The organism is Streptomyces inhibens, from assembly GCF_022221585.1.
Classification (GTDB): domain Bacteria; phylum Actinomycetota; class Actinomycetes; order Streptomycetales; family Streptomycetaceae; genus Streptomyces; species Streptomyces inhibens.
Genome location: NZ_CP084681.1, coordinates 8,621,520 through 8,634,236, shown reverse-complemented (window position 1 = coordinate 8,634,236; position 12,717 = coordinate 8,621,520). Strand labels below are relative to the sequence as shown.

The following is a 12,717-nucleotide window of genomic DNA, read 5'->3' as shown; positions in this document are numbered from 1 at the left end:
AGAACTTGTTGGTGTCGTACTCGCCGAAGCCGCTCGGCTTCTTCTAGAAGCACGAAAAAAGGCGCCTGAACTGGTCTTTTACCCGTCAGGCGCCTTTCACTCGACCCGCTCACGGCGAGAGTCGGTTTGCGCCGCACGTCCCGGTTCGGCCCTCTGCTGTCCCACTCCTGGCCAGTGCATCCGGACCAGGCACGGACCAGATCCCCCACTTACCCGGCAGGTCAGGCCGTCAGGGGATCGAGCTCCCGGCGCCGGCGGCTGATCGAATCGGGGTCCCAGCCCGGCCGGGGAACGGATGCCAGCAGCAGCCGGGTATAGGGATGTCCGGGTGCCGTGAGCAGGTCCGCGACGGGCCGGTGTTCCATGGTCCGGCCCCGGTACAGGACGAGCGCCTCGTCGCAGACGTACCGGACGACGGCCAGGTCGTGGCTGACGAACACCAGGCCGATGCCGGTGTCGCGGCGGATGTCCGACAGCAGGTTGAGCACCTGGGCCTGCACCGACACGTCCAGGGCGGACACCGCCTCGTCGAGCACGAGCACGGCGGGTTCGACGGCCAACGCCCGTGCGATGGCCGCACGTTGACGCTGCCCGCCGGAGAGCCTGCGGGGCAGCGCGGCCGCCTCGCGGTCGCCGAGGCCGACCTGGGCCAGCAGCTCCCTGGTGCGGGCCGCCCGGGCCGCTCGGTCGTGGAGCCCGTGCAGGCGCAGCACCCCGTCGAGGGTCGCGCCGATGCTGATCCGCGCGTCCAGCGAGAGGTAGGGGTCCTGGAAGACGATCTGGACCGCCTTGGCCCGGGCCAGCCGGGCCTCCTTCCCGCGTACGGTCGCGGCCAGCGGCTCGCCCTGGACCAGGATCCGTCCCGCGTCCGGGCGTTCGAGGCCGATCAGCATCCGGGCCGTGGTGGTCTTGCCGGAACCCGACTCCCCGACGATGCCGAGCGCCCCGCCGGCCCGTACGGAGAACGACAGGTCGTCGACCGCGACGACCTCCGCCGCTCCCGTCCGGTAGATCTTGCGCAGTCCGCTCACCTGGAGCAGCGGGCGCGCTGCGGGCGTGGGATCGGTGGTCAACTGTCCTCCTTGCTCGGCGAGAGGGAGCCGGCTGCCGCCACGGCGACCGCGCCAGGCATCTCGGTGAGTTCGTCGGTGCGGTGGCAGGCGACCAGGGCCGGACCCTGCCGTTCCAGTGGCGGCGGTGACTGGTCGCAGTGTCCGGGCCGGGCGAAGCGGCAGCGGGCCGCGAAGGAGCAGCCGGGCGCGGAGTCCAGCAGGCCCATCGGAGCCCCGGGGATCGGGGTGAGGCGGGCGACCGGTCCGTCCGGCGCCGACAGGGGTGGGGACGAGCCGAGCAGGCCGGCGGTGTACGGGTGGCGGGGTGCGGCGAAGAGTTCGGCCGTGGTCGCCGTTTCGACGATCCGCCCGGCGTACATCACGTAGATCCGGTCGCAGGCGGCGGCTGCGAGTTCGATGTCGTGGGTGATGAGGAGCAGGCCCAGGTCGCGTTCGCGTTGCAGCCTTCCCAGGATGGCCATGATCTCGGCCTGGGTGCTGACGTCGAGGGCGGTGGTCGGTTCGTCGCACAGCAGCAGCCGGGGTTCGGCGGTGAGCGCGGCGGCGATCATGACACGCTGGAGCATTCCGCCGGAGAGTTCGTGCGGGTACTGGTTCAGGTGCCGGACGGGGTCCGGCAGGCCGACCGCGGTGAGCAGTTCGACGGCCCGGGCGTTCGCGCGGTCCTTGGACCAGCCGCGGCCCAGGCGCAGCGACTCGGTGAGGAAGTCCCCGATGCGGCGCACCGGGTTGATGCCGGCCCGGGGGTCCTGGAAGATCATCGACGCCTTGGTCGTGCGCACTGCGCGCAGACTCGCGGCGTCGGCGCCGACCAGGTCGGTCCCGTCGACACGGACCCGGCCGTCGATCCCGGCGCCGGCCGGGAACAGACCGAGGGCGGCCCGGGCGGTGACCGACTTCCCGGAGCCGGATTCACCGACCAGGGCGACGACCTCACCTGCGGAGACGCTCAGGCTGATGCCGTCCAGCACCGGGCGGGCCATCCCTGGCAGGGCGATGCTCAGGGACTCGTACTCGAGCAATGTCATCAGGAGTCCCTCCCTGCGAGCCGATCGCCGAGGCTCTCCCCGACGACATTGAAGGCGACGACGACCAGGACGACCGCGACAGCCGGCACGATCGCGGACAGCGGCTCGCCCTGCAGAACGGCGGACTGACCCTGGTTGATCATCGCGCCCCAGTCGGGTGTCGGCGGCTGTACGCCAAAGCCCAGGAACGACAGGGCGGCGAGGTCCAGCAGCGCGTATCCGAAGTTCACCGTCGACTGCGCGAGCACGGTCGGGCCGATGTTCGGCAGCAGTCTGCGGACCGCGACGAACATCGCGGAGTGCCCCTGCACGCGGTAGGCGGCTATATAGGGCCGGGCCTTCTCCTGCGCGGCCAGGCCGCGCACCAGGCGGGCGGTGTACGGCATGTAGGCGATCGCCATGGCGAGCACCGGCGCCGTCATCCCCTTGCCGAAGAGGGCCACCGCGAGGATCGCGAGGAGCAGTGCAGGGAAAGCGAACACGATGTCGAGCATCCGGCCGACCACGGTGTCGATCCACCCGCCCCGCCAGGCGGTGAACAGGCCGACGGCGATGCCCGTCACGGTGGAGAACAGCACCACCGCGAGCGGCCCGGCGAGGCTGGTACGAGTTCCCTCGATCAAGGCCGAGAAGGTGTCGTGCCCGCCCTGGTCGGTCCCCAGCCAGTGGTCGGCGCTGGGGCCCGCGAGGCCGGCGCCCAGACCGCCGAAGGTCGGATCCTGGGGCGCCAGCCAGGGGGCGAACAGCGAGACCAGGACGAACAGGACCAGGAGGAGCAGGCACAGGCGCTGGAGCCAACCGCCGCCCAGGGCCCGGAGCCGGGTGAGCGGGCCGCGCACCACACCTGCGATCTGTGCGCTCATCGTGCACTCCCCGCTGCCGCCACACGCGGATCGATCAGCGGATGCACCAGGTCCACCAGGGCGTTGACCACGACGAACGCGGCCACCACGAGCAGGACGATCGCCTGCACCACCTGGAAGTCCAGCTGGTTCACCGACTGCACCAGCAGGGACCCCACGCCCGACATGCCGAACGCGGTCTCCACGATCGCGGTGCTCACCAGCATCCCCGAGACCAGCAGTGCGGAGACCGTGACGATCGGTCCGAGCGCGTTGCGCAGTACATGACGCCGGATCACGGTCCGGCGCGGTGTGCCCCGGCTCAGCGCGACCTCGACGTGCTCGCGGCGCAGCTCGTCCAGCATCGCCGAGCGGGTCACGCGGGTCACCAGCGCCATGAAGGTCACGGACAGGGCCACCGCGGGAAGTACGACATGGTGCAGTCTGTCGAGTACGCCGCTGCCGTTCCCGATGGTGGGGAACCAGCCAAGCCGTACCCCGAACACCGACCTCAGCAGCAGTGCGGCGACGAAGGCGGGGGCGGCGGCCCCCACCGTCACCAGCAGCATCAGCGTCGCGTCGGTACGCGTGCCCCGTCGCAGCGCCCCGACCATGCCGGCCGCGACGCCCACCACGGCGATCATCAGCGCCGACACCCCGACCAGCAGCAGGGAGGCCGGCAGGCGCGACCAGATGACCGAGCTGACGTCCTGGTGGAAGAGGTAGGACCGGCCGAAGTCGCCGTGGAGCACGCCCTCCAGCCACTGCCCGTAGCGGACCAGGAACGGCTCGTCGAACCCGTACTGCCGCCGGATTTCGGCGAGTTCCTGCGGGCTCGCGCTGCGTCCCCGCACCAGGAAGCTCGCCGGGTCGCCCGGCGCCAGGTACAGCGAGGAGAACACCAGGAACGAGGTGACCAGGAGGGTCGCGGCCATCCCGGCCAGTCTGCGCAGGACCCGTAGCGCCCGCGTCATCGCGCCTCTCATCTCTTCGCCCCGATCTCGGCCGCCCACGGGTAGTACAGGTAGGCGATCGACGGCTGGACGCCGGTGATCCGCTTGCCGAGGAAGACGCTCACGGGCTGTGTGTACAGGGGCAGCCAGGGCAGTTCCTTCATGGCGATCTGCTGGGCCTCCGCGCTGGCGGCGGCGTGCGCGGCCGGGTCGTAGGTGCCGACGGCCCGGTCGACGGCCGCGTCGAAGCGGGGGTCGGACCAGCTGCCGTAGTTGGTGAACGCGCCGGTCTGCAGGGAGCCGTACATGTCCAGGGGGTCGGTGATCGACGTGTACCAGAAGGTGAGGAAGAGGTCGATGCCCTTGCGGGCGGCCGGGTCGGTGAAGAGCGTCGAGTACTTCTCCGCGGAGATGGTGTCGATCCGGGGCTTCAGCCCGATGGCCGTGGCCGCCTGGGCGACGGCCTGGGTGATGATCGTCGTCTGGGAGTCCAGCGGACTGGTCGCGATCACGATCTGCTGGCCGTTCACTCCGGCCTTCGCGGCGAGCTTCTTGGCCTTGGCCGGGTCGTACGGGTAGCTCGGCAGGTCCTTCAGGAGGCCCTTGCGGGTCGCGGCGGGCGCGTCGCTCCAGAGGTTCTCGGTGACCAGCGAGTCGGCGACCTCGCCGACCCCGCCGGCTCCGGCCTTGATGATGCCCTTGCGGTCGATGGCCATGAGCAGGGCCTGGCGCACCTTGGCGTCGCCCAGCGGGCTCTTGAGGTTGCTGACCACCTCGTCGGCGACGGTGGTGTTCCGGCCGAAGTAGAGCGTTCCGGCCTGGGACGACCGCAGTTGGGCGTACGCGCCGGGCGGGACCATCCAGCCGCCGTCGACCTCACCGCTCTGGAAGGCGTTGACACGGGTCGTCGGGTCGCCCAGGAACACGAACTTCGCCTGGCGCGCCTTGGCCTTGAGCTTGGGGTTCCAGTAGCCGTCGAACCTCTTGAGCACGAGCGACTGGCCCGGGGTCCAGGAGGAGAACGAGAAGGGGCCGGTGCAGTTCACGCCGCCCTTGGGGCTGCCGTAGTCCTTGCCGGCCTTGGCCAGGGTGGCGGCGGACTCGACCGTGCCGGGACTGGCGGCCAGGTACTTGTTGAAGGTGGAGTCCGGCTTCGCCAGCGTGACGGTGACCTCCAGCGGGCCGCTCTTGGCGACCGACTTCACGTTCCGGAACGGATAGGCCCAGACGCTGGCCGTGGCGGGGTCGAGGTTGCGGCGCAGCGAGGCGACGACGTCGTCCGCGGTGAGCACCGTCCCGTCGTGGAAGCGCACGCCGGGCCTGATCTTGTAGACCCAGGTGGTGGGCGTCGGATTGGCGTACGAGGCCGCCAGGTTCGGCGAGGTCGTCAGGTCGGGGTTCCAACGGAGCAGGCTCTCACAGACGTTGGCGAGAATCTGGTTGGGCGGGTAGTCGAACGCGTAGGCGTAGTCGATCGAGGTCGGCTCGGCGAAGAGCGACCAGGTGAAGGAGTCCAGCTCGCCGGTGGCGGCGGGCGTACGGTCCGTGAGCCGGTACGCGGCGGTTCCGCCGTCGCCCTGGTCGGGGTGCGCGGTGCCGCTGCAGGCGCTCGTGATGAGCACCGCGGCCGCCGCGAGGAAGGTCCGTACGGTGTGACGGAACGGTCGTGGCTGTCGCCGCGAACTCGCTCTGGCTGAGGGCATCGTCTACCTCCGTCTGGGGTGGGCTTGGTGAAGTGCGTGGTCACTCGGTCGCGGCGAAGACGAGCTGCCCGTCGATGTAGGTACGGCTCACCCGGGTGTCGGCGATCTCCAGAGAGGGGTGCGCGAAGGGGTCGCGGTCGAGGACGACGAGATCCGCGTACTTGCCCGCCTCGACGGTGCCGGTCACCTCGTCGAGGTGGTTCACCCAGGCGCTGCCCGCGGTGTAGGCGGTCAGCGCCTGGGCCAGGGTCAGGGCCTGCTCGGGGAAGAACGGGGCACAGGGCTCCGGTGTCCCGGGCGCGTTCGGCGCCTCGACGGGTACGGCGCGGTTGACGGCGACATGGATGCCCCACAGCGGGTTGGGGCTGCTCACCGACCAGTCGCTGCCGGCGACCAGCCGGGCTCCGGCGCGCCGCAGGTCCCCGAACGGGTACTGCAGGGCGGCGCGTTCGGGCCCCAGGAACGGGATCGTCAGCTCGTCCATCTGCGGTTCGTGCGCGGCCCACAGTGCCTGGATGTTCGCGGCGACGTCCAGGCTCGCGAAGCGTCCGATGTCGTCGGGGTGGACGAGCTGGAGGTGGGCCATGTGGTGACGGTTGTCGTTGACGCCGTTGGCGGTGCGGGCCGCGGCGAGTGCGTCGAGGGCCTCGCGGACGGCGCGGTCCCCGAGCGCGTGGAAGTGGACCTGGAAGCCCGAGCGGTCGAGCGCGCACACCGCCTCGGCGAGCAGGCCGGGTTCGATGAAGCTCAGCCCGGAGTTGGCGGTGGCGCAGCCGCAGCCGTCGAGGTAGGGCTCAAGCATTCCGGCGGTGAAGTTCTCGGCGATGCCGTCCTGCATGATCTTCACGCTGGTGGCGTTGAAGCGGCCCACCTGGCCGGTGCGCCGGCGCTCCTCCAGTTCGGGAAGCTGTTCCAGGCCGCGTTCGCGGTCCCACCAGAGAGCGCCGACGACGCGTGCGCGCAGCGAGCCTTCACGCGCCGCGCGCAGGTAGACGTCGAAGTTGTCGGGGTTGCCGGGGAAGACGCCGATCATGGCGTCCTGCCAGCCGGTCACCCCGAGGGAGAACAGGTGCTCCTGCGCGGCGAGCAGGCCGGCGTGTGCCTCGTCCGGGGTCGCCAGGGGCATGTGCCGGCCGACCAGGTCCATGGCGCCCTCCTGGAGGGTGCCGGCCGGAGCGCCGTCCGGCTCCCGCTCGATCCGGCCGTCCACCGGGTCGGGGGTGTGGCGGTCGATGCCCGCGAGCTCCAACGCGCGGGTGTTGGCCCAGGCGCCGTGGCCGTCCCGATTGGTGAGCATGACGGGCCGGTCCGGCACCACCGCGTCGAGCATGCCGCGCGTCGGCGTGCCACCGGGGAAGATGTCCATCGACCAGCCGCCACCGCGGATCCAGGCCGCGTCCGGGTGGTCCTTGGCGTACTGGGCCACCACCGCCAGATAGCCGTCGACGGAACGCTGATCGCTCAGGTCGCAGCCGAGCATCTGGACCCCGGCCACCGCGGGGTGGACATGGGCGTCCTGGAACCCGGGGACGAGCAGGCCGCCCGCGAGGTCGACGACCTCCGTGGCCGCGTCCGCGAGCGACCACACCGTGGTCGCGTCGGCGACGGCGAGGATCCGGCCGCCCCCCACGGCGACGGCGGCGTCCACCGGGGCCGGCCCGGTCCCGGTGAAGACCCGGCCTCCCACGAAAACGGTGTCGGCCCGCTGGCTGGTGTTCGCCATCAACGCATCCTCCGGCTCGGCGGGCGGACCCGCTGGCTTGTTGTTGAGGAGGAGTGAAACGGCAGCGCAACGTTGTTGTCAACGGTGTTGCGCCGTCTCGGTTTCCGATCGATACACTGGCCGCACCATGCCGAAATCACCCACAACCACCGCCCGGAGCAAGCGCGCGGGCAGCCAGCTCACGCCCGACGCCATCATCGAGGCGAGCCTGCGCATCGCGGCTCGCGGAAGCGAGGACGCCTTCACCGTCCGGCGCCTCGGCGAGGAGCTCGGCGCCGACCCGACCGCGATCTACCGGCACTTCCGCGACAAGGACGAGCTGCTGCTGTCCGTCGCGGATCGCACGCTCGGCGAGGTGCTCGACAGCATTCCCGAGGGCCTCGACTGGAAGGGGCGCATCCGGGCGCTCGCCGCCGGCTCGCTGGAGGTGGCCCTCAGATATCCGGTGGTGGGCTCGACCATGGCCAGCCGGACCACCCGGCGGCCCAACGAGTTCCGGGTCGTGGAACTCATCCTCGGAGCCGTCATGGAGGCCGGGCTCCAGGGTGCCGAGGCGGCCGTCCACTACCGCATGGTCGGCGAGTCGCTCCTCGCCTTCGTCGGCCAGCGCGCCGCCCACCTGCTGTTCGACGCGGACATCCGGGCGGCCGACGAGTCCGCCTGGAGCCGCGAGTACCGCCTGGTCGACGCGCAGGCATTCCCGAACATCACCCACCTGAGCACCGAGCTCGCCGAGGTGACGGACGAGCAGATCTTCCTGGTCAGGGTCGAGGCCCTGATCTCCGCGATCGAGAAGCGGGTCGAGACCCTGCGCGGGGCGTAGCCCCCCCCGCGACCGCCACCGCACCCGACACCGCGCCCTTCTCCGGCTTCCCCAGCAATCGGCGCAACACCGTTGACAACGGTGTTGCGCCGCCTGTTCACTCCCCTTCAGCCCGCGTGCCGCGCTCTTCGGATCGTCCGAGCGAAGAGCTGCCACCAGGATTCCGAGAAGAGGGATCACATGCACAAGGAAGCTGCCCCACCGTCCCGCCCCGCCACCGTCGCCCCGCCCAGGTCGGTCGACCGGTCCGGCATCCCCGATCCACTGCGCCTCGCCTTCTCGATGCACGCCGAAGCACGCCGCCGCCGTATGCCCGTCGCGGAGGTCGTCGGCGAGAGCATCGAGAACACGCGCCGGGAGCAGGCGCGCCGCGCCGACGGACAGGCCGCCGAATCCGGCCGTACGATCAGCCGCCGCCGGATCCTCGGCGCGGCGGCCGCCACGGCCGCCACCGCGGCGCTGCCCGGCGGACTGCTAGCCCCGCACCGGGCATCGGCGGCGACCGGACCGCGCATCGTGATCATCGGCGCGGGTCTCGCGGGACTCCGCTGCGCGCACCGGCTGTGGACCCAGGGCAGCCCGGTCGCCACCACCGTCTACGAGGCGAACACCACCCGCATCGGCGGCCGTTGCTGGTCCCTGCGCGGCTTCTTCGACGACGGCCTCGTCAGTGAGCACGGCGGGTCGTTCATCAGCTCGACCGACACCGCGACCCTCGACCTGGCCCGCGGCCTCGGCCTCAGACTTGAGCGTGCGAACGGCGGCGAGCTGGGCGGCGGGGACTACGCCGCCTGGGTCGACAACACCTCCTACCCCGGAGTCCAGCAGCAGGACGACTGGGTCGCCGCGGCGTACGACGCCTTCAGCGCCTCGTACACCGCGGCCGGCACCGCGCGCTACAACAGCTACACCCCGGAGGCCCACCGTCTGGACCAGCTGTCCTGTCTGGACTACCTCGACGAGATCGGCCTGGCCTCCGACTCCCGGCTCGGCCAGGTGATCCAGGCCCTGCAGCTCCAGTCGGGCGGTGAGCCCGCCGAGGCTTCCGCGCTGGGGATGATCGGCTTCCTCGGGGCTTCGTCCGTCTTCGCCGGCGGGCGCGGCTTCGATGAGAAGTACCACCTCGTCGGCGGCAACGACCAGCTCGTCAGCGGGATGGCGGCACAGCTTCCGCCCGGAACCGTCCGCCAGGGATACGAACTGATCGCCCTGCGCCAAAACAGCGACAACACGTACACCTGCACGTTCGACCAGGGCGGCAGCACGGTCTCCGTTCCCGCCGACCATGTGGTGCTGGCCCTGCCGTTCAGCACCCTGCGCGCTGTCGATCTCTCCGGGGCGAACCTGTCCTCACTCAAGCTGACCGCCATCCAGCAGCAGGGAATGGGCCAGAACGCCAAGCTCGTGACCCAGCTGTCGGCGAAGACCTGGCCGCAGCTGGGCTACAACGGTGTCAGCAACACGGGCCCGCTCGGCTACCAGACGGCCTGGGACGGCTCGGTCGACCGCGGACCCAACGGATCGCCCACGCTGCTGGTCAACTTCCCGGGCGGGAACACGGCCCGCGACACGCTCACGGGAGCAGCCCACGGCCCGGCCCCCGCCGCGGACGTGAACTGGTTCCTGTCCCAGATCGAGCACCTGTTCCCCGGCACCACGGCGGCCTTCACCGGCAAGGCGTACGAGGACCACTGGTCGCGCGATCCCTGGTCCCTGGGCGCCTACCACTACTACAAGGTCGGCCAGTACACCTCGATCGCAGGCTGCGAAGGCCTGCGGGAAGGCCGCATCCACTTCGCGGGCGAGCACACCGATGTCGACAACTCCACCCTGAACGCGGCCGTGGCCTCCGGCGAACGCGTCGCGACGGAGATCGCCGCCCAGATCTGACGACCAGTCGACGCCTGCCGTGAGGGAGGGGGCCGTGCCCGGCGTTCGTTCTCGGGCAAGGCCCCGTGCGCTGAGGGGCACGACCCGGTGCCCCACCGCCTCTAGCCTCCTCACGGACGTCTGAGGAACGGCAAGGAGAGCCATGAGCGTGAGCGAGCAGGTCGATGTGGTCGTCCTGGGTCTGGGTCCCGGCGGCGAGTATGTCGCGGGCACGCTGGCCGAGGCCGGACTGGATGTGGTGGGGATCGAGAAGGAGCTCGTCGGAGGCGAGTGCCCGTACTGGGGGTGCATACCCAGCAAGATGATGATCCGGGCCGGGAACCTGCTCGCCGAGGCGGGCCGCGTGTCCTCCCTCGCCGGTGGAGCGGAGGTGACCCCCGACTGGGGCCGGGTCGCCGGACGTATCCGGAGCGAGGCCACCGACGACTGGAACGACCAGGTCGCTGCCGACCGCCTCACGGCGAAGGGCGGCCGACTCGTACGCGGAACGGGACGGCTCACCGGGCCACGCCAGGTGACGGTCGGACCGCGCACGTTCCAGGCCCGACGCGGTGTCGTACTGGCCACCGGCTCCCGGCCGCGGATTCCCGCGATTCCGGGCCTTGCGGCCACCCCGTACTGGACCAACCGGGACGCCATGGCGACCAGGGAGTTGCCGACCTCGATGCTCGTACTCGGAGGGGGCGCCATCGGCGTGGAACTCGCCCAGGTCTTCGCCCGCTTCCGCTGTGCGGTCACCATCGTCGAGGGACAGGACCGGCTGCTGTCGCAGGAGGAGCCGGAAGCCGGGGAGCTCGCCGAGAAGGTCCTGCGCGCCGACGGCGTCACCGTGCTCACCTCGGCCCGGGCGCGAGAGGTCGGCCATGACGGCACCGGATTCGTCGTCCACCTGGAAGGCGAAGGAGAGCCTCTGCGAGCCGAACGGCTGCTCGTCGCCACCGGGCGCTACGCCGACCTCGCCGCGCTGTCCGTCGAGGCGGCGGGTCTCGACCCTTCGGCTCGAACCGTGCGCACGGACGGACAGATGCGGGCCGCGGAAGGGCTCTGGGCCATCGGTGACATCACCGGCGACGGCAGCTTCACGCATGTCTCGATGTATCAGGCGGAGATCGCCGTACGGGACATCCTCGGACGTCCCGGTCCCGACGCCGACTACCGGGCACTGCCCCGGGTCACCTTCACCGACCCCGAGATCGCGGCCGTGGGACTCACGGAGCGGCAGGCGCGCGAGCAGCGCCTGCGCGTGCGCACCAGCCTGCTGCCGATCGCCTCCTCCACTCGCGGCTGGATCCACGGGCGCGGCAACGAGGGGTTCATCAAGCTGATCGAGGATGCCGACCGGGGCGTGCTGATCGGGGCGACCTCGGCGGGACCGGCGGGAGGCGAGGTGTTGTACGGGCTGAACGTCGCCGTCCACGCAGAGATACCGATCGAGCGTCTCCAGCACATGATCTACGCCTATCCCACCTTCCACCGGACCGTGGAAGCCGCTCTGGGAGCCCTGCGCTGAGCACGATGTTCGGTCGGGATCCGGGTCAACCGCACCGGACCACCACCTCGTTGGAGCTCCTCTTCGACCTGTGCTTCGTCATCGCGGTGGCGCAGGCGTCCGAAAGCCTGAGCGCAGCGGTGTCCGGCGGGCACTACGCCACCGGTGCCCTGCGCTTCGCGCTGGTCTTCTTCACGCTCTGGTGGGCGTGGATGAATTTCACGTGGTTCGCTTCCGCCTACGACCCGGACGACGTGCCCTACCGGTTGGCGGTGCTGCTCCAGATCACGGGGTCCCTCATTCTCGCCGCCGGTGTCCGCCGGGCGTTCGAGGACGGCGATCTACGCGTCATCACGCTGGGGTATGTCGTTCTGCGCACGACGCTGGCCGCCCTGTGGCTGCGTGCCGCGCGATCGAATCCCGACCGGCGGCGGACCGCGCTCCGCTTCGCCACCGGGGTGACGGCCTGTCAGATCGGCTGGGTCGGGCTGCTCTTCCTTCCGGCTCCGGCGCAGCTGCCGGCCATCATGGTGATGATCATCGCCGAGATCTCCGTCCCGGTGTGGGCGCAGTCCGCCGGAATGACGCCGTGGCATCCGCGCCACATCGCCGAGCGCTACGAGCTGTTCACCCTGATCGTGCTCGGTGAGTCCGTCGCAGCCGCCACCGCAGCGGTCCGCAACGCCTTCGATCGGCACCACGCCGCCGGGGCGCTGTATCTGCTGGCGGCAGGTGGCCTGCTCATGGTCTTCGCCATGTGGTGGCTGTACTTCGCCCGGCCGGCGCACACCCTGCTCGCCACGACGCACCAGGCCCACCGCAAGAGGTTCGTCTGGGCGTACGGCCACTACCTGATCTTCGCCTCGGCCGCCGCGGAGGGAGCCGGCCTGGTGGCGTACGCCGAGGTGATCACGCGGCGCACCGATGTCTCGCCGTCGGCAGCAGGTGCTGCGGTCACCCTCCCGGTGGCGGTCTTCCTGATCACCGTGTGGGCCGTGCACGTCCGGCCACATCGACGGAGCAGGGTCGAACAGCTTGCGTTTCCCGCCGTCGCGGTCGCCGTTGTGCCGGCCGCCTGCTCCCCGGCACCGTCACTCGTCGCCGGTCTGCTGCTGGCGGCCCTTGTCGTCGTGGTCACGGTGGCCGACCGGAGGGGGCGAACGAGGGAAGAGCGCTGAGGACGCGACACCGCC

The 12,717-nt window shown here is 70.8% G+C and carries 10 protein-coding genes; 4 read left to right on the top strand and 6 right to left on the bottom strand.

From position 1 onward, the window contains the following. Positions 1-221: 221 nt before the first annotated feature. Genes KI385_RS38625 through KI385_RS38600 form a run of 6 tightly spaced genes read right to left on the bottom strand, consistent with a single transcriptional unit; the run spans position 222 to position 7,322 of the window. A complete protein-coding gene (locus KI385_RS38625) occupies positions 222-1,073 on the bottom strand; it encodes an ABC transporter ATP-binding protein (RefSeq protein ID WP_238576678.1) in 852 nt (283 codons plus the stop codon). Beyond that, the gene (locus KI385_RS38620) at positions 1,070-2,101 is read right to left on the bottom strand and encodes an ABC transporter ATP-binding protein (protein ID WP_238576677.1); all 1,032 of its coding nucleotides are present in this window, start codon (positions 2,099-2,101) and stop codon (positions 1,070-1,072) included. Before KI385_RS38620 ends, KI385_RS38625 begins: the two co-directional genes overlap by 4 nt. Next, entirely contained in the window at positions 2,101-2,964 is an 864-nt protein-coding gene (locus KI385_RS38615) for an ABC transporter permease (protein ID WP_238576676.1), read from the bottom strand. Before KI385_RS38615 ends, KI385_RS38620 begins: the two co-directional genes overlap by 1 nt. Further along, positions 2,961-3,917 carry an ABC transporter permease gene (locus KI385_RS38610; protein WP_238576675.1) on the bottom strand — a complete coding sequence of 319 codons (957 nt, stop codon included), beginning with the start codon at positions 3,915-3,917 and terminating at the stop codon, positions 2,961-2,963. Before KI385_RS38610 ends, KI385_RS38615 begins: the two co-directional genes overlap by 4 nt. An 8-nt stretch (positions 3,918-3,925) precedes the next feature. Beyond that, positions 3,926-5,599 carry an ABC transporter substrate-binding protein gene (locus KI385_RS38605; protein WP_238576674.1) on the bottom strand — a complete coding sequence of 558 codons (1,674 nt, stop codon included), beginning with the start codon at positions 5,597-5,599 and terminating at the stop codon, positions 3,926-3,928. 40 nt (positions 5,600-5,639) lie between these two features. Continuing rightward, positions 5,640-7,322 (bottom strand): amidohydrolase, encoded by a 1,683-nt coding sequence (locus KI385_RS38600; RefSeq protein WP_238576673.1) that lies wholly within the window; start codon positions 7,320-7,322, stop codon positions 5,640-5,642. Between the two features lie 127 nt (positions 7,323-7,449). Between KI385_RS38600 and KI385_RS38595 the strand changes: the two genes are divergently transcribed. The 4 genes from KI385_RS38595 (at position 7,450) to KI385_RS38580 (ending at position 12,702) form a co-directional block, all read left to right on the top strand. Then, positions 7,450-8,145 (top strand): TetR/AcrR family transcriptional regulator, encoded by a 696-nt coding sequence (locus KI385_RS38595; protein WP_238576672.1) that lies wholly within the window; start codon positions 7,450-7,452, stop codon positions 8,143-8,145. Between the two features lie 180 nt (positions 8,146-8,325). Then, positions 8,326-10,035 carry a flavin monoamine oxidase family protein gene (locus tag KI385_RS38590; protein WP_238576671.1) on the top strand — a complete coding sequence of 570 codons (1,710 nt, stop codon included), beginning with the start codon at positions 8,326-8,328 and terminating at the stop codon, positions 10,033-10,035. A 142-nt stretch (positions 10,036-10,177) separates the two neighbouring features. Then, positions 10,178-11,545: a dihydrolipoyl dehydrogenase family protein gene (locus KI385_RS38585; protein ID WP_342593496.1), complete on the top strand. Its 1,368-nt coding sequence runs from the start codon at positions 10,178-10,180 to the stop codon at positions 11,543-11,545. 5 nt (positions 11,546-11,550) lie between these two features. Then, positions 11,551-12,702, top strand: coding sequence for a low temperature requirement protein A (locus KI385_RS38580; protein WP_238576670.1), 1,152 nt, complete (start codon positions 11,551-11,553; stop codon positions 12,700-12,702). The last annotated feature ends 15 nt before the right edge of the window (positions 12,703-12,717 follow it).